General features: G+C 60.7%; 20 protein-coding genes. 11 read left to right on the top strand and 9 right to left on the bottom strand.

The window, feature by feature from the left end:
• Window positions 1-678 (top strand): adenylosuccinate synthetase (locus AAC035_RS05425; RefSeq protein ID WP_339800964.1); only part of this gene is annotated, 678 nt, incomplete at its 5' end.
• Window positions 679-681: 3 nt separating this feature from the next.
• Here the strand turns inward: AAC035_RS05425 and cmoB are convergent.
• From cmoB to AAC035_RS05445, 4 genes are read right to left on the bottom strand one after another with little or no spacing between them, the layout of a single operon-like run.
• The gene (cmoB, locus tag AAC035_RS05430; RefSeq protein WP_339800966.1) at window positions 682-1,674 is read right to left on the bottom strand and encodes a tRNA 5-methoxyuridine(34)/uridine 5-oxyacetic acid(34) synthase CmoB; all 993 of its coding nucleotides are present in this window, start codon (window positions 1,672-1,674) and stop codon (window positions 682-684) included.
• On the bottom strand, window positions 1,674-2,435 hold the full coding sequence (gene cmoA / locus AAC035_RS05435; RefSeq protein ID WP_339800968.1) for a carboxy-S-adenosyl-L-methionine synthase CmoA: 762 nt from the start codon (window positions 2,433-2,435) through the stop codon (window positions 1,674-1,676). Before cmoA ends, cmoB begins: the two co-directional genes overlap by 1 nt.
• A 36-nt stretch (window positions 2,436-2,471) precedes the next feature.
• Entirely contained in the window at window positions 2,472-2,798 is a 327-nt protein-coding gene (locus AAC035_RS05440; protein ID WP_339800970.1) for a kinase, read from the bottom strand.
• 46 nt (window positions 2,799-2,844) lie between these two features.
• Window positions 2,845-3,876 (bottom strand): serine/threonine protein kinase, encoded by a 1,032-nt coding sequence (locus tag AAC035_RS05445; protein WP_339800973.1) that lies wholly within the window; start codon window positions 3,874-3,876, stop codon window positions 2,845-2,847.
• A 102-nt stretch (window positions 3,877-3,978) separates the two neighbouring features.
• Here AAC035_RS05445 and AAC035_RS05450 point away from each other — a divergent pair, with 102 nt between their 5' ends.
• Entirely contained in the window at window positions 3,979-5,085 is a 1,107-nt protein-coding gene (locus AAC035_RS05450; protein WP_339800975.1) for an NAD(P)/FAD-dependent oxidoreductase, read from the top strand.
• A gap of 1 nt (window position 5,086) precedes the next feature.
• Here AAC035_RS05450 and AAC035_RS05455 read toward each other — a convergent pair whose 3' ends face one another.
• Window positions 5,087-5,836, bottom strand: a complete 750-nt coding sequence (locus tag AAC035_RS05455) for a ComF family protein (protein ID WP_339800980.1) — start codon at window positions 5,834-5,836, stop codon at window positions 5,087-5,089.
• 50 nt (window positions 5,837-5,886) lie between these two features.
• Between AAC035_RS05455 and bioB the strand changes: the two genes are divergently transcribed.
• The 8 genes from bioB (at window position 5,887) to AAC035_RS05495 (ending at window position 14,596) form a co-directional block, all read left to right on the top strand.
• On the top strand, window positions 5,887-6,942 hold the full coding sequence (gene bioB / locus AAC035_RS05460; protein ID WP_339800983.1) for a biotin synthase BioB: 1,056 nt from the start codon (window positions 5,887-5,889) through the stop codon (window positions 6,940-6,942).
• Window positions 6,942-8,123, top strand: a complete 1,182-nt coding sequence (gene bioF, locus AAC035_RS05465; RefSeq protein ID WP_339800985.1) for an 8-amino-7-oxononanoate synthase — start codon at window positions 6,942-6,944, stop codon at window positions 8,121-8,123. Before bioB ends, bioF begins: the two co-directional genes overlap by 1 nt.
• A gap of 43 nt (window positions 8,124-8,166) precedes the next feature.
• Entirely contained in the window at window positions 8,167-8,856 is a 690-nt protein-coding gene (bioD, locus tag AAC035_RS05470; protein WP_339800989.1) for a dethiobiotin synthase, read from the top strand.
• A gap of 90 nt (window positions 8,857-8,946) precedes the next feature.
• The gene (locus AAC035_RS05475) at window positions 8,947-9,192 is read left to right on the top strand and encodes a flagellar biosynthesis protein FlgE (RefSeq protein ID WP_339801011.1); all 246 of its coding nucleotides are present in this window, start codon (window positions 8,947-8,949) and stop codon (window positions 9,190-9,192) included.
• A 53-nt stretch (window positions 9,193-9,245) separates the two neighbouring features.
• Window positions 9,246-10,004: a putative metalloprotease CJM1_0395 family protein gene (locus AAC035_RS05480; RefSeq protein ID WP_339800992.1), complete on the top strand. Its 759-nt coding sequence runs from the start codon at window positions 9,246-9,248 to the stop codon at window positions 10,002-10,004.
• 354 nt (window positions 10,005-10,358) lie between these two features.
• Window positions 10,359-12,158, top strand: a complete 1,800-nt coding sequence (locus AAC035_RS05485; protein WP_339800994.1) for an acyl-CoA dehydrogenase C-terminal domain-containing protein — start codon at window positions 10,359-10,361, stop codon at window positions 12,156-12,158.
• Window positions 12,159-12,394: 236 nt separating this feature from the next.
• Complete coding sequence (locus tag AAC035_RS05490; protein WP_339800997.1) at window positions 12,395-14,185, top strand: acyl-CoA dehydrogenase C-terminal domain-containing protein; 1,791 nt, start codon at window positions 12,395-12,397, stop codon at window positions 14,183-14,185.
• A gap of 147 nt (window positions 14,186-14,332) precedes the next feature.
• Window positions 14,333-14,596: a hypothetical protein gene (locus AAC035_RS05495; protein WP_339800999.1), complete on the top strand. Its 264-nt coding sequence runs from the start codon at window positions 14,333-14,335 to the stop codon at window positions 14,594-14,596.
• Between the two features lie 10 nt (window positions 14,597-14,606).
• Here the strand turns inward: AAC035_RS05495 and holA are convergent, their stop codons facing one another.
• The 3 genes from holA to leuS form a co-directional block, all read right to left on the bottom strand.
• Window positions 14,607-15,608, bottom strand: a complete 1,002-nt coding sequence (holA, locus tag AAC035_RS05500) for a DNA polymerase III subunit delta (protein WP_339801002.1) — start codon at window positions 15,606-15,608, stop codon at window positions 14,607-14,609.
• Window positions 15,605-16,153: an LPS assembly lipoprotein LptE gene (gene lptE, locus AAC035_RS05505; protein WP_339801005.1), complete on the bottom strand. Its 549-nt coding sequence runs from the start codon at window positions 16,151-16,153 to the stop codon at window positions 15,605-15,607. Before lptE ends, holA begins: the two co-directional genes overlap by 4 nt.
• Window positions 16,154-16,217: 64 nt before the next feature.
• On the bottom strand, window positions 16,218-18,803 hold the full coding sequence (gene leuS, locus AAC035_RS05510; protein ID WP_339801012.1) for a leucine--tRNA ligase: 2,586 nt from the start codon (window positions 18,801-18,803) through the stop codon (window positions 16,218-16,220).
• A gap of 195 nt (window positions 18,804-18,998) precedes the next feature.
• Between leuS and AAC035_RS05515 the strand changes: the two genes are divergently transcribed.
• Entirely contained in the window at window positions 18,999-19,553 is a 555-nt protein-coding gene (locus AAC035_RS05515) for a zinc ribbon-containing protein (protein ID WP_339801007.1), read from the top strand.
• A 123-nt stretch (window positions 19,554-19,676) separates the two neighbouring features.
• Here the strand turns inward: AAC035_RS05515 and lnt are convergent, their stop codons facing one another.
• Window positions 19,677-21,203, bottom strand: coding sequence for an apolipoprotein N-acyltransferase (lnt, locus tag AAC035_RS05520; protein WP_339801009.1), 1,527 nt, complete (start codon window positions 21,201-21,203; stop codon window positions 19,677-19,679).
• Window positions 21,204-21,276: the final 73 nt, after the last annotated feature.

Here is a 21,276-nt window from a genome sequence, read left to right on the forward strand (position 1 = left end):
GACCTGCTGCACGATTACCGCAAGCGGGGCGAGAATATCTTGTTTGAGGGTGCTCAGGGATCGCTGCTGGACATCGATCTGGGTACCTATCCGTTTGTCACCTCGTCCAACACTACTGCAGGTGGTACGGCCACCGGTTCCGGTTTTGGTCCGCTGTTCCTGGATTACGTCCTGGGGATCACCAAGGCCTACACCACCCGGGTCGGTTCCGGGCCGTTCCCCACCGAGCTGTTTGATGAGGTTGGCCAGCATCTGGCCGTCAAAGGTAACGAAGTGGGCACCACCACCGGTCGCGGTCGCCGTTGCGGCTGGTTCGATGCGGTAGCGTTGCGCCACGCGATCCAGATCAACAGTGTATCCGGTATCTGTCTGACCAAGCTGGACGTGCTGGATGGTATGGACGTGGTCAAAGTCTGTGTGGGCTATAAAACTCCCACCGGCAAGATGAACCGGCCGCCGATCAATGTCGATGACTACAGCCTGATCGAGCCGGTGTACGAAGAGCTGCCCGGCTGGAGTGAAAGCACCGTGGGGCTGACCAGCATGGATCAGCTTCCGAAGAATGCAGTGGATTATATCCGCTTCCTTGAGCAGCAGATTGAAGCGCCGATCGATATCATTTCTACCGGTCCCGACCGGATCGAAACGGTGATCATGCGGCATCCCTTCGACGCCTGAGGCTCAGGGCTTCTCGGCGATCAGGGTAGCGCGCACGGGGCCGGGATAACCCTCGATGGTTTTGCCGGGATCATCGGGGTCCAGAAAGTCCTGCAGTGACTGGAACCGCATCCAGTCCGTGCTGCGTTGCTCGTCTGTGGTGGTGGCGGTTACGTCAACCACCCTGGCGTTTCTGTATCCCGCCCGGTCCAGCCAGCGCAGCAGCGTTGCGCAGGACGGCAAAAACCAGACGTTACGCATCATGCCGTAACGGTCTTCAGGCACCAGGCTGTAGCCTTCCGGACCGTCAACCACCAGAGTTTCCAGCACCAGTTCACCGCCGGAACGCAGGGTGTCCTTCAGTTCCAGCAAATGGTCGATGGGTGAGCGGCGGTGGTAGAGCACGCCCATGGAAAAGGTGGTGTCGAAGCGTGCCAGCGGCCGTGGCAGGTCTTCGACCCGCAGGGGCAGCAGATGCACCGGGGCATCCGGGGTATAGCGCTTGACCGCAAGAAACTGGCAAAGAAACAGCAGCCCTGGATCAACACCGATCACTTCACTGGCACCGGCGCCGTGCATGCGCCACAGGTGATAGCCGGAGCCACAGCCCACGTCCAGGACCCGCCGCCCCTCCAGACTGGCCAGGGCGGGAGCGACCCGGTCCCATTTCCAGTCAGAGCGCCACTCGGTATCAATCCGGGTACCGAAAAAATTGAAGGGCCCCTTGCGCCAGGGCATCAGCCCTCTCAGTCCCGGTTCAAGACTCTCCACCTCCTGCGCTGACAGGGAACCCGCCCGATCCACACGGACCTCGCTGCTCTGGCTGTTCACCACCGCGCTTTCAGCGGCGGGAAGCTGGTCGATCGCAGCAAGCCAGCGCGGCAAGTCGCCATGGGGGTTGCTGACAAAGCGCTGATAGAACTGCTCCCGCAGCAGTCCTGCCCAACGGTGATAGCCCTCCTGATCAAGGGAATTCAGCAGGGGCTGCCAGGCTGTTTGCCAGTTGAAGGACGACATCAGTCCCTCTCCTGGGGGCGGAAAGCCAGCATTGAGACAAAGTTGAAGCACTGGTACCAGAGGGTGACGTTGACGAATCCGGCTGCTTCAAGGCGCGCCTTGTGAGCGGCGAGCGTTTCCGGAATCAGGACCTGTTCCAGGGCTGAGCGCTTCTGGCTGATTTCCAGGTCGGAATATCCGTTGGCCCGCTTGAAGTCGTGATGCAGCCGGGTCTGGGTGTCCTGTTCGGTGGCCGAATCGAAACGGATCTTCTCGGACAGGATCAGCACGCCGCCGGGTCGGGTTGCCGCTGCAACTCGGGAGAGCAGCCGCAGCCGGGCATCCGGGTCGATAAACTGCAGGGTGAAGTTGAGGGTTGTGACAGAGGCATCCTCAAGTTCGGTGTTCAGTATGTCCTCGCACTTGAGAATAACCGGCAGCGGGTGGTCATCAAGAGCAATGTAATGCTCGCAACGCTCGATCATCGCCGCCGAATTGTCGACACCGGTCAGCACGCAGTCCTGATGGTGAATGCCGTGGCGCATGGCCAGAGTGGACGCCCCCAGGGAGCAGCCCAGGTCATAACAGCGGGAGCCGGGCTGGGCGTAGCGTTCGGTAATCACCTCGATCATCGGGATGATGGTGGTGTAGCCGGGCACGGAGCGCCGGATCATGTCAGGAAACACCCGGGCCACGGCGGCATCAAAACGGAAGTCTTCGCGGGGGCGGTCAGTGACGAACAGGCGATCGGTTTCCTGGGCAGGCGGTTGCCGTTGGCTCATGGGGTCAGTCTCGTCAGGTTCTGTTATTGATGTGGCTTATTCGGACGTTGCCGGCTGGCAGCGAACGCCCCGCTTGCGGTAATCCACCAGGATGCCCCGGAACACCGGGTCGGTGTCCGAGGCAATGGCCAGGAAGCCGTTCTCACAAGTGCCATGCAGTCCTGATGCTCGCGGTGACATTCTGAACTCCTCACCGGGGTTCACGTGCACGGCGGTAAAGTCACCGATCGCCACATGATCCGGCGTGCCAATGCCATGGTCGAGGCGACCACTGAGGTGCAACAATACAACGGTAGCGATCACCGTCCCGGCGGCCGTGACGAACAGGCTGCGAATGGTAAAACGGGCCTCTTGCTGACTCATCGGGGCTCCTGTTCCTGATAGTCTGGTTGCATGGGAGTGTCCGGGCTCAGTACTGACCGGGCAGGCTGATGGGCGGTTCCTGCAGGGCCGAGAGCTGCTCCCTCAGGGACAGTATCTGGTCTGACCAGAACCGGGGCTGACCGAACCAGGGGAAAAACCGCGGAAAGGCCGGGTCATCCCAGCGCTGGGCCAGCCACGCGCAGTGGGCCAGCTGCCGGTAACAGCGTAGCGGCTCGATCAGGTAACGTTCACGCCGGTTGAAGTCCCGGAACATCTCATAACCTTCCAGCAGCTCGGCAAACTGGGCGCCGCGCTCAAAGGTGTCGCCGTTCAGCAGTAACCAGAGATCCTGGATGGCGGGACCGGTACGACAGTCGTCCATGTCGACGAACAGCAGTTGCTCTTCCCGCACCAGCAGGTTGCCGGCATGGCAGTCACCGTGAAGGCGCAGGGTGTCCGGGTTGCCGGCTTCCTGAATCAGCCGTTCGCACTGGCGGATCAGGTCCGGTATCAGGCTGTCCCAGGCCGGCCGAAGGTCATCTGGCACCCAGTTGTTGTCGGTCAGGTAACGGCTGAAATCGGTGATGGACGGCAGGATGGCCATGGCCGGGCGGTGTGCAAAGGTCTTGCTGGCGCCAATATTATGTAGCTGACCCAGCCACTGACCCAGCCGGTAGAGGGTATCCGGAACGCTGGTGTCCGGTGCCTCGCCCCCACGTTGCTCGAAAACGGCAAAATGAAAGCCGCCATGAAAGCCAAGGGTATCGCCGGTGGGCAGCGGCAGCGGCGCCACAATTGGTACGCCGCCTTCCACCAGTTCTTGCGAAAAGCTGTGTTCTTCGCGAATCTGGGCTTCAGTCCAGCGCCCGGGACGGTAGAATTTGGCAATCAGCGGGCGCTTGTCGTCGATGCCCACCTGATAGACCCGGTTCTCATAGCTGTTGAGCGCGAACAGGCGACCACTGACCGGATATCCCACGGCCTCGATGGCGTCAAGAATGGTATCCGGCGTAAGCGTATCGTAGGGATGGCCGTCAGCACCGGTTTCAGCACCGGTTAATGTATTGTTCGCAGTCATGCAGCTCCGGGACAAAGCGAGAATGTAACCGGCAGTATACCGTTTCGGAGCGGGTTAGTGTGCGGTCCGCTTGTCTGATAACTGATAAACCGCAGGATAAGAATGTTGGAACAGCTGAAAGCAGATACGGTCGTCATTGGTGCCGGTGTGGTCGGACTGGCTATAGCCCGTGCCCTGGCACTCAGGGGACAGGACGTCATGGTTCTTGAATCGGGGCCGCGGTTTGGGGAAGGCATATCCTCCCGCAACAGCGAAGTCATCCACGCCGGGATCTATTATCCGCAGGATTCCCTCAAGGCCCGGTTGTGCACTGAAGGTCGGGAGCGGTTGTACGACTATTGTCAGAGCCATCCCGTCGCCCACCGCAGGACCGGCAAGTGGATTATTGCCACCAGTGCTGATCAGCAGGAACAGCTGGAGCAGATCGGGCGCGCTGCCAGCGCCAATGGGGTCAGGCTGGAGGTGGCCGAAGGCGAGGCGCTGGCAAGGGCCTTGCCGGATGTCCGTGCGGTGGCCGGGCTCTATTCACCGGCCACCGGCATTGTCAGCAGTCACCAGCTGATGGTGTCGCTGCTGGCAGACCTGGAGGCCGCCGGGGGGCTGCTGGTGTGTCAGGCCCCGGTGGTTGCCGGGGTGGCGGACCATCATCAACACCGGCTGGAGGTGGGCGGTGCATCGCCCTGCGAACTGGTATGCCAGCGGGTGGTCAATGCCGCCGGACTGGGTGCGATACCGCTGGCGGCCAGCTGGCAGGGCTATGACTCACGATTCTGTCCGGAGGCCCACTACGCCCGTGGCGTGTATTTTTCCTACAGTGGCCGCCATCCCTTTGACACCCTTATCTACCCGGTGCCCGAGCCAGGCGGTCTTGGTGTTCACCTGACGCTGGATCTGGCTGGCCAGGCCCGTTTCGGGCCGGATGTGGAATGGATCCGGGACATCGACTATACCGTCGATCCGGCGCGGCGGGAGCGTTTTGCGGACTCCGTCAGGCGCTGGTGGCCGGGTCTCGATGCAGCACGCCTGCAGCCAGCCTATGCCGGCATTCGCCCGAAACTGGCCGGGCCGGAGCAGGGTTTCATGGATTTCGAGATTCAGGATGAGACGCTGCACGGTGTTCCCGGTCTGGTGCATCTGTTTGGTATCGAGTCCCCGGGCCTGACCGCCAGTCTGGCCATCGCCGGGCATGTGGCCCGGCGCCTGTCCTGACTCAGCCCGGGGTGCGTGCCAGTGCCCACACCTGCACCTGTGTGGCCCCTTGTGCCTTGAGCAGGGCGGCGAGAACGCGGGTGGTGGCGCCGGTGGTCATGACGTCGTCTACCAGGGCAATCCGTTCAGGGATCGGCCCCGTTGTCTCGAAGGCATGGCCCAGGTTGCGCAGCCGTTGTTGCCGGTCGAGGGTGCGCTGGGCTTCGGTGTGGCGGGTTTTCCGGACCAGGGCGGAATTCCAGGGGATACCGGTGCGCTGGCTGATGGCTTCGGCGATCTCATCGGCCTGATTGAACCCCCTTTTGCGCAATCGTTTGCGGTGTATCGGGGTTGGTATGATCAGCTCGGGGCGGAGCTCCGGCCTTGCCTCCAGGCAGCATGCAACGTGCTCGGCCATGGCGGCCAGCAGGGGCCGGGCGAAGGCTTTCTGGCCCTGGTACTTGTAACGGGCGATCATCCGGTCAACCGGGAACTGGTAGCGCCAGGGGGCAATGGTGAGGTCAAAAGGTGGCGGCTGTTTCAGGCATTCGCCGCAGGTCAGCGGTCCCCGGGTCGTGAAAGCCAGGGGCAGGGCACAGCGGTGACAGTGCTGGTGGTTGCGGGGCAGATCGTCAAAACAGCCCTGGCAAAGTCCGTGGCCGGTTTCCGGCGCCAGGCAGTTGGCGCACAGGCTGACCGGCCGGAAGCCAGCGAAAAATCGGTTAACCAGTTGCGGGATTGTGGTTGACAGGGTGTGCTGGAGCTTTATCATGCGGTTTATCCGTAAACCAAATCAGGCTTCCAAGTTAACAGGATAATCCGATGACCACCACTACCCGTCACGACTGGACCCTCCAGGAAATCCGCGACCTGTTCAGCATGCCCTTCAGCGATCTGATGTTCCGGGCCCAGTCTGTTCACCGGGAGCATTTTGACCCCAACGAGGTGCAGGTCAGCACGCTGCTGTCCATCAAGACCGGAGCCTGTCCGGAAGACTGCAAATACTGCCCCCAGAGCGGCCATTACAACACCGGTCTGGAAAAAGAAAAGCTGCTTGAAATCGACAAGGTGGTGGCCGAGGCCCGCGCTGCAAGAGACAAGGGTGCGTCCCGCTTCTGCATGGGCGCTGCCTGGCGCAGTCCCACCCAAAAAGACATGCCCTACGTTACGGAAATGGTCCGTCAGGTGAAATCCCTGGGCCTGGAAACCTGCATGACCCTGGGCATGCTGGATGATCATCAGGCGGGCGAGCTGGCGGATGCCGGGCTGGATTATTACAACCACAACCTGGATACCTCCGAGAAGTTCTACAACCATATCATTACCACCCGTACCTACCAGGATCGTCTGGATACCCTGGAGCGGGTGCGCAAGGCCGGCATGAAGGTCTGTTGCGGTGGCATCATGGGTATGGGTGAGGATGCGGACGACCGCTCAGGGCTGCTGATGCAACTGGCCAATCTGCCCCACCATCCGGAAAGTGTGCCCATCAACATGCTGGTGAAAGTGGCTGGCACCCCCATGGAAAATGTGGAAGATCTGGATCCGTTCGAATTCGTCCGCACCATCGCGGTGGCCCGCATCATGATGCCAGAGTCCCATGTGCGCCTGTCCGCCGGCCGCGAAGACATGAATGAGCAGATGCAGGCGCTGTGTTTCATGGCCGGTGCCAACTCCATCTTCTACGGTGAGAAACTGCTGACCACCGCCAACCCGGAAGCGGATCGTGACCGTGAACTGTTCCGCCGCCTCGGTATTCGTCCGGAAGAGCGGGCTACCAAGCATTCCGAGGAAGAGCAGGAAGGCGCTCTGGTGCATGCCCTGGAAGAGGAGCGCAACCGTCATCTGTTCTACGACGCCGGCCGTCAGAGTGCCTGATGCGCGACTTCGCGGCAGAAATTGAGCAACGCAAGGCGGCCGGGCTGTATCGCAGCCGGCGCCTGATGGCCGGGGCGCACCAGCCCCGGATGCTGGCCGATGGCCGGCCCCTGCTGGGATTTTGCAGCAACGATTATCTCGGTCTTGCCAGTCACCCCTCGCTGGTGGCGTCGGCCCGGGATTTTCTGAAGGAAGACGGCCTTGGTGGTGCATCCTCGCACCTGATTTGTGGCCACCATCAGGGTCATCATCGGCTTGAAGAACGGCTGGCCGACTACACTCAGCGTTCGTCCGCATTGTTCTTTTCCACCGGTTATATGGCCAATGTGGGAGTGATCACAGCCGTCGCCGGTAAGGGCGACACCCTGTTCTCCGACGAGCTGAACCATGCCTCGATCATTGATGGCTGTCGCCTCAGTGGTGCGACGGTCAAAATCTACCGTCACGGTGATGTGGAACACCTGGCCAGCCTGATGGCGGCTACGGAGGGCCACAAGGTTGTGGTCACTGACGGGGTGTTCAGTATGGATGGCAATATCGCCCCGCTGAAAGCGCTGGCGGATTTGTGCTGCGCTCATGATGCCCTGCTGGTGGTTGATGACGCCCATGGTTTTGGCTGTGTCGGGCCGCAGGGACGAGGTGCGGTGCTGGCGGCAGGTCTGAGTCAGTCTCAGGTGCCTCTGGTGGTCGGCACCCTGGGCAAGGCTTTTGGCGCCAGTGGTGCGTTTGTGGCCGGACCTGAGTTGCTGCTGGACTATCTGGTGCAAAAGGCCCGCGCCTACATCTACACCACGGCCATGCCGCCCGCACTTGCCCGGGCAGCCGCCGTTGCTGTGGACCTGGCCGAGCAGGGCGATGATCGGCGCGCACATCTGCAGGACCTCATCACCCGCTTTCGGGTCAGGGCTGAAGCACTGGGCTATGCGTTAATGCCCTCTGCCACGCCGATCCAGCCCATCATGATTGGTGATGCCCACCAGGCCATGGCCATCAGCAAGGCCCTGGAAGAGCAGGGTTTGCTGGTTACCGCAATCCGGCCACCAACGGTGCCGGCGGGCCAGTCAAGGCTGCGGGTCACCTTCAGTGCCAGCCATACCCATGAAGATCTGGACCGGTTGCTGGCCGCACTCGCGGAACTGGCGCCGGCATCCCGGAACGCCATAACGCCGGCGCTGGTCTGAGCGGCGGCTAACGAATCCGAACACACCTGCAGGAATCCGACTCTTGGCTAAAAAAACCTGTTTTGTCACCGGCACTGATACCGGTGTTGGGAAAACCCTCGTCTCTGCTGCCATTCTTGAAGCCGCCCGTAACCGGTCCCTGAAGACGCTGGGCATGAAGCCAATCGCCTCCGGATGCGAGGTGACCCCGGAGGGCTTGCGCAACGAAGACGCCCTGATGCTGCAGGCGGCCATGACCGAAGCCGTGGCCTATGAGCAGATCAACCCCATCGCCCTGGAGCCGGCCATTGCGCCCCATGTGGCAGCGCAGCAGGCCGGTCGCCAACTCTCCGCTGAACGCCTGATTGGTCTGTGCCGGGGCATGATGATGAAGCCTGCGGATTTGCTGCTGATCGAGGGCGCTGGTGGCTGGCGGGTTCCGCTGAACGATCGCGAAACCTACGCCCGGGTGCCGGGGGAACTGGGTATCCCGGTGATCATGGTGGTGCCGCTGCAGCTGGGTTGCATCAACCACGCGCTGCTGACGGCCGAGGCGATACGGGCCGATGGACTGACGGTCGCCGCCTGGGTGGCCAACCGACCGGTGGCCGAGGCCATGAGTTGTGAGCAGGAGACCCTGGACTACCTGATGTCTCATCTGCAGGCACCCTGTCTGGGGGTATTACCCTGGCAGGCGGCGCCGGATCCGGTGGCGCTTGCCGGGCATCTCGACCTGTCATCGCTGCTGGCGTAAGCCGGCAGCAAGATTGATTGAAAACTGTCCAGTTTTGTGGCCAAATAAAAGCTTCACTTCTATTCACATGGCGTAAGTGTGGTCACCATGATGATCAATAACAGTTTCAGTATCGGCATGCAGGGTATTCAGGATGGTATGCAGGGCATGGACAACGCTGCCCGCAAGATTGCCCGTGGCGGCACCGATGGCCCCCGTGGCAGTGCCGAATCCGGTAGCAGCCTGGCTGAGCCAATCATCGATCTGAAGCTTTACGAACGCAGTGTTGAGGCATCGGCCCAGGTGGTGAAAACCGCCGATGAGACTGTTGGTACCCTGCTCGATATCCGCGCCTGACGGCTCCTGCCGTGGTGCGGATGCTGCCCTCTGACTCTTGCCACTGATTGACCATGACTCCCCTGTCGGCGCTGTTATCTTCTCCTGTGTATCCGGTTTCTACGGCGGTGTCGTCCATTGCCGGTGGGTCATCCGCTATCGCGGGTGCAAGCTCCGATTCCACAGTTCAGCGCCCCGGCCCCACCGAAACCGGCAAACCTGCTGGCCGGCCCGAAGGTAACGGGCCGGCCCCGGCAGGATCTGAGGACGGGGAAAGGGAGTCCGCGCCACAGGACCGGCAATCGGCGCCGGGCAGCGGGGCTACCGCACTGGACGAGCAGCAACTGAAAGAGCTGCAGCAACTCAAGGCCCGTGACCGCGAGGTTAGGGCCCACGAGGCAGCGCACCAGGCCGTTGGTGGTCAGTACTCCGGAGCCGTTTCCTACAGCTTTCAGCGGGGACCGGACGGCAATCAATACGCCATTGGTGGTGAAGTCTCCATTGATATCAGTCCGATCCAGGGCGACCCCCAGGCGACTATCGAGAAAATGCGCATCGTAAGGGCGGCCGCCATGGCGCCCGCGCAACCTTCTGCCCAGGATCGTGCCGTCGCCGCCCAGGCCATGCAGCTGATGCTGCAGGCCCAGTCCGAACTGGCTAGCGGGCAGCAACGCAATGATGGCGCACAGGCAGACAAGGCCGGAGTATCCGCAAATGGTGACGATGAGGCTGGTGCTGTCAGTCAGCCGGGCAAGGGTCAGGCCGCAGAAAGTTACCGTGCTGTGTCCGGGCTTGTTATGGCGGAAAGGTCACTGATTGATGCGGTTGCCTGACTGCGGACGCCGTTCCCACATGCTTCCGGCAGAGTCCTGACTTGTCCCCTGAGGTCACCCGTCGATAAAACCCTGAGTTCCCCGTCGAGTCGATCCTGTGACGTCGTGCCCATGGCCGTCACCCCATCCGCCAAAGTGATGCGGCAGCGCCGGGCTTCTGCGTGCTGTCCCATCAAAAGGCTTGACATTCCCGCCCTTATAAACGTATGTTTCAAACAACTGTTTGAAGTGGGCGAGCAGGCAATCCGCCACCCCCTCAAACCCGGGACAGCCAGCCCTGATCAACGGGTCGGCTCCAACAGTAAGTTAATCGGACCTGCTGCCGCAGGCTCTGAGTGATCTGAGGTCTACGAAATGCCCGAGTACAAAGCACCCCTGCGTGAAATCAAGTTTGTGATGAATGAGCTGCTTGCCAGCGAACAGCACTATGCGTCGCTGGAAGGGGCTGAAGAAGCAACCCCGGATATGATTGATGCCATCATCCAGGAAGGTGCCAAGTTCTGCGAGCAGGTACTGTCGCCCCTGAATCAGGTGGGTGATCGTGAAGGCTGTAGCTGGAGTGAAGACGGTGTGAAGACCCCCACCGGTTTCAAGGATGCTTACAAGCAGTATGTGGAGGGCGGCTGGCCGTCCATGACCTCGGATGCCACCTATGGTGGTCAGGGCCTGCCCAGCTCCATTGGCCTGGTCATGAGTGAAATGGTCGGCACCTCCAACTGGTCCTGGGGCATGTACCCGGGCCTGAGTCACGGCGCAATGAACACCATTGAAGTGCATGGTACCGAAGACCAGAAACAGACCTACCTCACCAAACTGATCAGCGGCGAGTGGACCGGCACCATGTGCCTGACCGAATCCCATTGTGGTTCTGATCTGGGTACCCTGCGCACCAAAGCCGAGCCCAATGCGGATGGTTCCTACAGCATTACCGGCACCAAGATTTTCATCTCCGCCGGTGAGCACGACATGGCCGATAACATCGTCCACATCGTCCTGGCCCGTCTGCCGGGCGCTCCGGAAGGCACCAAGGGCATCTCCCTGTTTATCGTTCCCAAGTGTCTGCCGGCTGAAGACGGCAGTGCCGGTGAGCGCAACAGCCTGAGCTGTGGTTCCATCGAGCACAAGATGGGTATCCACGGTAACGCCACCTGCGTGATGAACTTTGACGGCGCCAAAGGCTGGCTGATCGGGCCGGAGAACAAGGGCCTGAACTGCATGTTCGTGTTCATGAACACCGCCCGTATTGGTACTGCCATCCAGGGGCTGGGTGCTGCCGAGCTGGGTTTCCAGGGATCCCTGGCTTACGCAAAGGATCGTCTGGCCATGCGTTCGCTGTCTGGTGTCAAGAATCCGGACGGTCCTGCTGACCCGATCATCGTGCACCCGGACGTGCGTCGTATGCTGCTGACCCAGAAGGCTGTCGCTGAAGGCGCCCGTTCATTGATCTATCTGGCAGCACAGCAGGCCGACGTGGTCCAGCGGGGCAAGACCGAGGAAGAGCGCAAGGCTGCGGATGCGATGCTCGGTTTCCTGACCCCCATCGCCAAGGCGTTCCTGACTGAAATCGGTTACGAGTCAGCCAACCTGGGCATGCAGGTTTTCGGTGGTCATGGCTTTATCTCCGAGTGGGGCATGGAGCAGAACGTCCGTGACGCCCGTATCGGCATGATCTATGAAGGCACCACCGGCATTCAGGCACTGGACCTGCTGGGTCGCAAGGTGCTGATGACCCAGGGCGAAGCCCTTCGACAGTTCACCAAGATCGTGCACGTGTTCTGCAAGGAACACGCCGACAACGAGCAGATGAAGGAATTCATCGAGCCGCTGCAGCAGATCAACAAGGAATGGGGTGAGATCACCATGAAGCTGGGTATGTCCGCCATGAAAAACCGTGAAGAAGTCGGTGCCGCTGCGGTGGACTACCTGATGTACTCCGGTTACGCCGTGTTCGCCTACCTGTGGGCCCGCTCTGCCCAGGTGGCCCTGGACACCATGGCTGACGGCACCACCGAAGAAGCCTTCTACAACGCCAAGGTGCAGACCGCGCGGTTCTACTTCAAGCGTCTGCTGCCACGGACCCGCACTCATGTTGAAACCATGTTTGCCGGTGCCGACAGCCTGCTGGACATGCAGGAAGAGCACTTCGCGTTCTAGAGCGACCCTTTGTTTTGCCGGTTTACCTGTTCCGGCACACCAGGCCCGCGTTCCGCAAGGAGGCGGGCTTTTTTTATGAGGAAACCGACCGTTTGCGGTAGAATGCAGTTCACAAAAATGATCTATTCCGGGCACACCGCCTTACCGGATAAGCTGTTGCAGCGCGACTCGAGTCACCCTCTGGCAGCTTATGTGTGTAGCCCAATGCGACTGACTGGATATTTGGAGAGAATCAGATGGCCGATTATCAGGCACCCTTACGTGAAATCCGTTTCGTGCTGAACGAAGTATTCGATGCCCCTTCACTCTGGGCGTCCATGCCGCGGCTGGCAGAGCGGGTGGATCCGGACACCGCCGACGCAATTCTGGAAGAGGCCGGCAAGGTCACCACCAACGTCTTCGCCCCACTGAACCGCGAAGGGGACGAGCAGGGCTGCACCTGGAATGACGGCGAAGTCACTACACCGGAGGGCTTCCGGGAGGCCTACCAGGTGCTGGTGGAGGGCGGCTGGAACGGTCTCGGTGGCAATCCGGAATTTGATGGCATGGGTATGCCCAAAACCCTGGTGGTCCAGTTCGAGGAAATGCTGCAGGCCTCCAACATGGCCTTTGGCCTGGCCCCCATGCTGACCGCCGGGGCTTGCCTTTCCCTGGATGCCCACGGTAGTCAGGAGCTGAAGCAGAAGTATCTGCCTAATCTTTATTCCGGCGTCTGGTCCGGCTCCATGGACCTGACCGAACCCCATTGCGGCACCGATCTGGGCATCATGCGGACCAAGGCCGTACCCAATGCTGACGGCAGCTACAGCCTCACCGGTACCAAGATCTTCATTACCTGGGGTGAGCACGATATGGCAGAGAACATCATCCATTTCGTGCTGGCGAAACTGCCGGATGCTCCCAAAGGCCCGAAGGGCATTTCGCTGTTCCTGGTACCCAAGCTGATGGTCAACGACGACGGTTCCCTGGGTGAGCGTAACGCCTTCAGCTGTGGCTCCATCGAGAAGAAAATGGGCATCAAGGCGTCGGCCACCTGCGTGATGAACTTCGACGGCGCCAAAGGCTGGCTGATTGGTGAAGAGAACAAGGGCCTCGCCGCCATGTTTACCATGATGAACTATGAGCGTCTGGGCGTGGGCATCCAGGGCCTGGGCGCCGCAGAGGCGTCCCTGCAGAGTGCCCGTGAGTACGCCTTCGAGCGTATCCAGAGTCGTGCCCCGAGTGGCGCCCAGCAGCCGGAGAAGGCTGCCGATCCCATTATCGTGCATCCCGATGTGCGGCGCATGATTCTTACCATGAAGGCCTACGTCGAGGGCGGCCGTGCCTTTTCTACCTATGTCGGCCAGTGGCTGGATGTGGCCAAGTTTTCAGACGAAGACCAGCGCCGCACCCAGGCGGAAGGCCTGGTGGCGCTGCTGACCCCGGTGGCGAAGGCCTACCTGACCGACCGCGGTCTTGATGTGTGTGTGATTGGCCAGCAGGTATTTGGCGGTCATGGCTACATCCGCGAGTGGGGCCAGGAGCAGCTGGTGCGGGATGCCCGTATCACCCAGATCTACGAGGGTGCCAATGGCATTCAGGCACTGGATCTTCTGGGCCGCAAAGTGGTGGGCAGTCAGGGTCGGCTGTATGAGCTTTTCGCTGAAGATATGGCCGCGTTTATCGAGAAGGAAATGGCCAACCCGGCACTGAAACCCTTCCTGGAGCCGTTGGCGGCTTCCCTGGAACGGCTTTCAGATGTCACGGAGCATGTCCTTGAGCAGTCGCAAAAGGATCCCAACGCTCCGGGCGCCGCCTCTGTGGATTACACCAACATGTTTGGTCTGACCGCACTGGCCTATATGTGGGCCAAAATGGTGGTGGCCGCCGCTCCGAAAGCGGAAGCAGATACCTCGGGCTTCTACAGTGGCAAGCTGAAAACCGCTCATTTCTTCTACGATCGCCTGCTGCCCGGCACGGTGGCACTGGCGGAAAGCATTCGCAGTGGCAGCGACACTGTAATGGCCCATGCGGCCAACGAGTTCTGATACGCCACTGACCCGATGTGGCGTCAATGAAAAAGCCAGCGGCCCCGGGTCGCTGGCTTTTTGCGTAATTGACACTGGTTCGTGATCCGGTGCATTGTAATCTGGCCGGTGATAATCCGCGCGTGCAGCGACCACAGGAGGTGTCAGATGAGCATGAAAGAAGATCTTAACAAGTTGTCGGAAACCCTGAGACAGCGTCGGGATGAACTGCGGGTGCGCTTGCATCTGGCGAAAGAAGACGTCAAGGACGAATGGGATGACCTGGAGGTCTACTGGGAGAAATTCCGACAGAAGATGGAAGAGGCAAAGCACGAGGCTGAGGGCGTCAGCAAGGAAACCCGCGAAACCGCCAGCAGGGTAGGGGAAGAGCTGAAAGAGGGCTATGAGCGCCTTCGCAAGCGGATGAAATAAAGGGCGCTGATCAGCGACTCAGCAGGGTTGCCAGGTTGCCCAGGTGATGCCAGGGCGACAGGTCGCCAAAGCCCTTGGCGGCCCGGTCGGCGTCACTGCAAAGGGTCAGTGCCTGGTGCAACTGTTGGCGCGAAAGGCGCTGGCCGGCCTGTTCGATGGCTCTGGCCCGCTGGGGCTGGAATACCCCGTGTTTCTTGAGAAAGGCGCCGCTGGCTTCCCGTCTTGTCAGCGCCTGCTTGAGTTCCACCGTGGTATTCAGGTCCCGGGTCAGCATGGCCAGCAGGCCGAGGGCGTTCTCGCCCTCCTGTTTCAGTGACGCAATGACCCTGTGGGCATGAGCTGCCCGTCCCGCCAGTATGTCCGTAATCAATTCGAAAATGCTGAAGCGGGCGCTGTGCTGCACCGCCTGCTCGACGGCATCCTCATTGATGGTTTTATCCGTGCTCAGCAATGCCAGACGCTCCAGTTCCTGGCTGGCGGCCAGCAGGTTGCCTTCCAGTCGCTCCGTCAGCATGTCCAGCGCGCCCTGAGTCAGGGTCATGCCCTTGCTGCGGGCCCGCTGCTGCAACCAGCTGGCGAACTTGTCACTGTCGATGGGCCACACGGTGACGTGGACTCCGTTTTTCTGTAGCTGCTTGTACCATTTGCGTTTGGTTTCAGCGGCTTCGAGACGCACGCTGATGAGCAGCAACAGAATATCGTCTGCCGGCTTCAGAAGCGCCTGCTCAATCACATCCCGGCCATCGCCCAGCTTGCCGGTGGGCAGATGCACCTCAATGCGGCGCTGCTCGGCGAACAGCGACAGGGCACTGAGTTCGTCGCGAATACTGCCCCAGTCCAGGTGCTGGTCGGCGTGAAAGACCTGGCGATCACGAAAGCCCGCCTCCCGGGCCTTGGCGCGAATCTGGTCGCAGGCTTCCTGAACCAGCAGCGGCTCGTCGCCGGACACCAGATACACCGGTGCCAGGGTTTTACTGAGGGACTGGGCCAGCTGGCCGGGATTGATCTTCATTGGCCTTCCCGGGCCGCTTTGCTGCGCTCGCGGATCTCGTCGATGGTGGTCTGATCGAAGGGGGACAAACGGAAAATCACCTGGCGGGCAAGGGTGTCGTACAGCGTTCGTTCCAGCTCCCGTTGCTCGCGGCGTTTGGCGAGCACCCGGGTGCTGTCAAAACGATAACTGCGGGCAGCACTGACCGCGGTATCTGCGATCAGGGGAACCTGGTCCCGGGTTATCAGCGACAGATGCAGGGTCTGGCGAAGGTCGTACTCGGCGGCCTCACCGCGGGCGGTGACGGCACTGGTGCGCTGTTGCTGCCGGAAATTAACCAGTTGCAGCTGGTAGCTGGCGTCCTCTCCCCGGGTGACCGTGACCTGGCCCTGACGGAGCTGACTTTCAACGGCGAGGCACAGGCTTTGGGGTACGCTGTCATCACAGCGTACCGACAGCGGCTGCAGGGCGTCGGGCACCGGAGCCGCGCCCCGCAACTGGAAGCCACAGCCGGTCAGCATCGCGGATAACGTCATAAGCGCAAAGATGGTGACCAGTTTCGGCATCAGGGCCTCCGGTTGCATGGCTGTGGTTGCGGTGCCGGGTTCAGGGTGCTGAACCCATGGTGCCTCAGTTCGCCACCACGTTCACCAGTTTTCCGGGCACCACAATCACTTTGCGAACGGTCTGGCCTTCGGTAAAGCGCACCACATTCTCATTTTCCAGTGCCAGCCGTTCAAGATCAGCCTTGCTGATATCGGCGGGAACATCCGCCTTGGCCCGCACCTTGCCATTGACCTGCAGTACCACCTGAATTTCGCTGCGGACCATGGCGGCTTTATCCGCCGTCGGCCAGGGTGCGTCCACCACGGGTTCCTGATGGCCCAGCGTCTGCCACAGGTGATGGCAAACGTGGGGCGCGATGGGTGACAGCATCAGTACCGCAGTATCCAGCGCTTCCTGAACGACCGCGCGGTCCTGATCGTCTTTTGAGTCATGACGGCTGACTTCGTTCAGCAACTCCATGACCGCCGCGATGGAGGTGTTGAAGGTGAGCCGGCGGCTGATATCGTCGCTGATCTTGGCGATGGTTTCATGGGTCTTGCGGCGGAGGTTCCTGCGGGCATCACTGAGATTGTCCGTGTCCAGCGGCGGGATATCGCCTCCGGCCACATGTTCCCCCACCAGGCGCCACAGACGCTTGAGGAAGCGGTGGGCCCCTTCAACACCGCTGTCTGACCATTCCAGGGACTGCTCGGGGGGCGCTGCGAACATCATGAACAGCCGCACGGTATCGGCACCGTACTGGTCGATGATCGACTGGGGGTCGATACCATTGTTCTTGGATTTCGACATCTTGGTGACGCCACCGGCGATGACCGGTTGGCCGTCGTCCTTGTGCAGAACGCGCAGCGGCTGACCCTTGTCGTCCCGCTCGATTTCCACATCCGCTGGCGATATCCAGATCTTGCCGCCCTTGTCGTCTTCCCGGTAATAGGTCTCAGCCAGCACCATGCCCTGACACAGCAGGCGGTTGAAGGGCTCGGAACTGGTGACCAGGCCCACATCCCGCAGCAGCTTGTGGAAAAACCGGGCGTACAGCAGGTGCAGGATGGCGTGCTCGATACCGCCGATGTATTGATCCACCGGCAGCCAGTAGTTGGCAGCAGCAGGGTCCAGCATGCCCTTGTCGTAGTTGGGGCTGCAGAAACGGGCGTAATACCAGGACGATTCCATGAAGGTATCGAAGGTGTCCGTTTCCCGGGTGGCAGGCTGACCTTCAAAGGTGGTTTTCGCCCACTCGGGATCCGCCTTGATGGGGGATTTTACACCGTCCATCTCCACATCTTCCGGCAACAGTACCGGCAGCTGGTCGTCGGGAACCGGCCGTTCGGTGCCATCGGCCAGAGTCATCATGGGGATGGGCGCGCCCCAGTAGCGCTGGCGTGATACGCCCCAGTCGCGGAGGCGATAATTGACGGTACGCTTGCCGATGCCCTGGTCTTCAAGGTAATCCGCAATCGCATCGAAGGCTTCCTCGCTGGTCAGTCCGCTGTACTTGCCGGAGCAGACCAGGGTGCCTTTCTCGGTGAAGGCGGCTTCCTGCACATCGATTTCACGGTTGTCTGTGGGTGCAATAACCTGCTTGATGGGCAGCCGGTACTTGATGGCAAACTCGTGGTCCCGCTCATCATGGGCGGGAACCGCCATCAGGGCACCGGTGCCGTAATCCATGAGTACAAAGTTGGCGACCCAGACCGGAATCTCTTCCTGGGTGAGGGGGTGGATGGCCCGGAAGCCGGTATCCACGCCCTTTTTCTCCATGGTGGCCATGTCGGCTTCGGCGGTCTTGCTGTTCCGGCACTGCTCGACAAATGTAGCCACATCGCTGTGACGTTCAGCCGCGGCTTTGGCCAGGGGATGCTCGGCGGCCACTGCCATGTAGCTGACACCCATCAGGGTGTCCGGACGGGTGGTGTACACCGTCATCACTTCGTCACGGTCTTTCAGGGCAAACCCGAGTTCGGTGCCCACAGACTTGCCAATCCAGTTGCGTTGCATGGTCTTGACCTGTTCCGGCCAGTCTTCCAGCGTGTCCAGGTCGTTCAGCAGCTCGTCAGCGTAATCGGTAATGCGGATAAACCACTGGGGAATTTTCTTCTGTTCAACCAGGGCGCCAGAGCGCCAGCCACGGCCGTCCACTACCTGCTCATTGGCCAGAACCGTCTGGTCAATGGGGTCCCAGTTCACTGTGGACATCTTCTTGTAGACCAGGCCCTTTTCATACAGGCGGGCGAAAAACCACTGTTCCCAGCGGTAATAATCCGGTTTGCAGGTGGCCAGTTCCCGTTCCCAGTCGTAGCCGAAGCCCAGCTGCTTGAGCTGGTTCTTCATGTACTCGATATTGGAATAGGTCCACTTGGCCGGCGCTGTCTTGTTGGCGATGGCGGCGTTTTCAGCGGGCAGGCCGAAGGCATCCCAGCCCATGGGCTGCATCACATTCTTGCCCTGCATGCGCTGGTAGCGGGAAACCACGTCGCCGATGGTGTAGTTGCGGACGTGGCCCATGTGCAGCTTGCCACTGGGGTAAGGAAACATGGACAGGCAATAGTACTTGGGTTTGCCGGGCTCTTCCCGGACCGCGAACGTTTTGTGCTCTTCCCAGAAGGTACGGGCGTTCTGTTCGACGTCCCGCGGGTTGTATTGCTCGTCCAGTCGTGCCATTACCGGTGTCACCCTGTGTTGAAGCCCTGTGTCAGAAAGCTGTCGCTAAATTGATGTCGGAAACGGCTGGTGCCGGCTCCGCTGAAATCGGGCCGGACATTCTAACGTACTGACGCCACAACAGGTAGCCTGCCTTTGGCAGGATTCTGTGCCAAACTGAGGGAAAGAAACAGCGGAGGACGCAGCATGAGTGAACGGGATCCATCCAAAGGGCCAGAGCAGCTTTCGGACCAGGCCCTGAAGGCCTATGACCGGATGCTTGAGCGAGTTGAGCAGCGGCTGGCTGATGCCGAGGAACGTACCCTCGATACCCTGCGCCGGGAGGTCGATGACGCCGTGGAGTTCGAGACCGAGCTGCGCCGCCTGACCAAAGACGAAGCCAGCCTGCTGGCGGCCTATCTGAAACGGGATCTTGAGCATCTGGTACAGTTTGTGGACCGCACCGGCGAGGGGTTGAGGGAGTGGTTGCAACTGGACCTGAGCCTGCTGGAGCACAAGCTGGCGGACATGCTGTTCTCAATCGCGGACAAGACCCGGGTGGATACCCTGGAACTGGACCAGAAGCTCCATAACGATGACGTCACTCACTACATGACCGGTGAGGTTGCCACCGCCGGCATGTTCCGTTGTCTGAACTGCAAACACATGAAATGCCTGACCGCCACCAGCCAGCTCGAACCCTGCGAGGCTTGCGAAAGCCACTATTTTGAGCGGGTTACCGGGCAGTGGCCGGAGGAGTGATCCTTCGGCGGGCTCAGTGTTATCGGGATTGGAGAATTAGCCACAGACATCAAAGCCCCGTTCGCCCTGACTGTGAGCTTGTCGAACAGTCAGGGCGAACGGACAGGGAGCATGTCAATAAACTCAGTTTTTGGGAATCACCCGCTCCCGCACAAACACGATCAATATCACCACCAGCGTCAGTACCGGCCAGGAGCCGGTCTGCATGAAGGGAGTGTAACCGGTAGCCGTGCGGACGTCGCCGCGCAGGACTGCCCGCTCGAACTGGGGGATGGTTTCTGCCAGCTGGCCTTTGTGGTCGATGATGGCGGTTATGCCGTTGTTGGTGCCTCGCAGCATGTAGCGCCCGGTTTCCAGTGCCCGCATCCGGGCCAGTTGCAGGTGTTGCAGGGGGCCGATGGAATCCCCGAACCAGCCGTCGTTGCTGATGGTGACCAGCATGTTGGAACGGCGGGCATTGATGGCGACAAAATCGGCATAGGCCACTTCGTAGCAGATGGCCGGCATCAGGCTTGCCTCACCGGCGGTCAGCGCGGACTGGTATTCAGGGCCCCGGCTGAAGCTGGACATGGGCAGGTCAAAGAATCCGATCAGGCCGCGCAGCCACTGCTCCAACGGCACATACTCACCGAAGGGCACCAGTTTCTGCTTGTGGTAGACCCCGTCGCCCTGGCCGCCGATGGCCATGATCGAGTTATGAAAGGTGAAGTCCTCGATCTTCTCACTGTAGGTAAACCAGGGAATGCCGGTGATCAGTGTGCTGTTTTCCCCAAGCATTGACTGTACATGCTCGATGATGGGGCCGGCCTGGTCCTGTGTAATCGGAATAGCCGTCTCCGGCCACAGGATCAGGTCACGGTTCCAGTCGTCTTCGGTCAGTCCGAGATAGATGACCAACTGATCCCTGAGGAAATCCGGATCCCATTTGATCTGTTGGGGAATATTGCCCTGCATGGCAGCAAAGCTGAGGGTGTCTTCGCTGACATCGGTCCACTGGATACGATTCACCAGGGTGCCGCTGAGCCAGGGGGTCAGTGTCAGAACCACCAGAATGCCAGCCGCCACCTGACGTTTGGTCATCAGCAGCCAGCCCAGCGCATACAGGGCAGCGCCTGAAGCTACGATCAGGAAGGTCACACCATGGACGCCGATCAGGGGTGCGTAGCCCGCCAGAGGGCCGTCGACCTGCGCGGTTCCAAGATACAGCCAGGGGAAGCCGGTCAGCAGCCAGCCGCGAATCCAGTCGGCCAGTACCCATATGGCCGGGAACAGAAGCATCCGGCGAATGCTGTTGCCTTTCGCCAGCTTGCCCCAGAACCAGAACGCCAGGCCGTGAACCAGGGCCAGGCCCATCACAAACAGGGCAGTCAGTACCACGGCCAGGGGGATGGAGGTATTGCCGTGCTCGCTGATACTCACGTAGACCCAGGAGGCGCCGGTTCCGAACAATCCAAGCCCCACCAGCCAGCCTGCCAGGAGCAGCCGTGAGGACGCCAGTGGTAACGCGGCCATGGTGATCATCAGGGCCGACAGGGGCCCCAGCAGCCACCACTCAAAGGGCGAGAAAGTAAGGGTCTGCAGCGCGCCGGCGATGAGCAGCAGAGCCCCTCCCAGCCATGGGTTGAGGCTCAGGGGTACATCAGGCTTCATCTTGGCGGGTAACCTGCAGTAACCGGATAACCCGGTTGTCAGCGTTGGCGATGGTGAAATTCAGCCCGTTAAA

The organism is uncultured Marinobacter sp., assembly GCF_963974375.1.
GTDB lineage: Bacteria > Pseudomonadota > Gammaproteobacteria > Pseudomonadales > Oleiphilaceae > Marinobacter.

What these genes read in the sequence shown, in the direction of transcription:
- cmoB (WP_339800966.1), bottom strand. Translation starts at nt 1,674, where the DNA reads ATGTCGTCCTTCAACTGGCAAACAGCCTGGCAGCCCCTGCTGAATTCC.
- cmoA (WP_339800968.1), bottom strand. Translation starts at nt 2,435, where the DNA reads ATGAGCCAACGGCAACCGCCTGCCCAGGAAACCGATCGCCTGTTCGTC.
- AAC035_RS05440 (WP_339800970.1), bottom strand. Translation starts at nt 2,798, where the DNA reads ATGAGTCAGCAAGAGGCCCGTTTTACCATTCGCAGCCTGTTCGTCACG.
- AAC035_RS05445 (WP_339800973.1), bottom strand. Translation starts at nt 3,876, where the DNA reads ATGACTGCGAACAATACATTAACCGGTGCTGAAACCGGTGCTGACGGC.
- AAC035_RS05450 (WP_339800975.1), top strand. Translation starts at nt 3,979, where the DNA reads ATGTTGGAACAGCTGAAAGCAGATACGGTCGTCATTGGTGCCGGTGTG.
- AAC035_RS05455 (WP_339800980.1), bottom strand. Translation starts at nt 5,836, where the DNA reads ATGATAAAGCTCCAGCACACCCTGTCAACCACAATCCCGCAACTGGTT.
- bioB (WP_339800983.1), top strand. Translation starts at nt 5,887, where the DNA reads ATGACCACCACTACCCGTCACGACTGGACCCTCCAGGAAATCCGCGAC.
- bioF (WP_339800985.1), top strand. Translation starts at nt 6,942, where the DNA reads ATGCGCGACTTCGCGGCAGAAATTGAGCAACGCAAGGCGGCCGGGCTG.
- AAC035_RS05475 (WP_339801011.1), top strand. Translation starts at nt 8,947, where the DNA reads ATGATCAATAACAGTTTCAGTATCGGCATGCAGGGTATTCAGGATGGT.
- AAC035_RS05480 (WP_339800992.1), top strand. Translation starts at nt 9,246, where the DNA reads ATGACTCCCCTGTCGGCGCTGTTATCTTCTCCTGTGTATCCGGTTTCT.
- AAC035_RS05485 (WP_339800994.1), top strand. Translation starts at nt 10,359, where the DNA reads ATGCCCGAGTACAAAGCACCCCTGCGTGAAATCAAGTTTGTGATGAAT.
- AAC035_RS05490 (WP_339800997.1), top strand. Translation starts at nt 12,395, where the DNA reads ATGGCCGATTATCAGGCACCCTTACGTGAAATCCGTTTCGTGCTGAAC.
- AAC035_RS05495 (WP_339800999.1), top strand. Translation starts at nt 14,333, where the DNA reads ATGAGCATGAAAGAAGATCTTAACAAGTTGTCGGAAACCCTGAGACAG.
- holA (WP_339801002.1), bottom strand. Translation starts at nt 15,608, where the DNA reads ATGAAGATCAATCCCGGCCAGCTGGCCCAGTCCCTCAGTAAAACCCTG.
- lptE (WP_339801005.1), bottom strand. Translation starts at nt 16,153, where the DNA reads ATGCCGAAACTGGTCACCATCTTTGCGCTTATGACGTTATCCGCGATG.
- AAC035_RS05515 (WP_339801007.1), top strand. Translation starts at nt 18,999, where the DNA reads ATGAGTGAACGGGATCCATCCAAAGGGCCAGAGCAGCTTTCGGACCAG.
- lnt (WP_339801009.1), bottom strand. Translation starts at nt 21,203, where the DNA reads ATGAAGCCTGATGTACCCCTGAGCCTCAACCCATGGCTGGGAGGGGCT.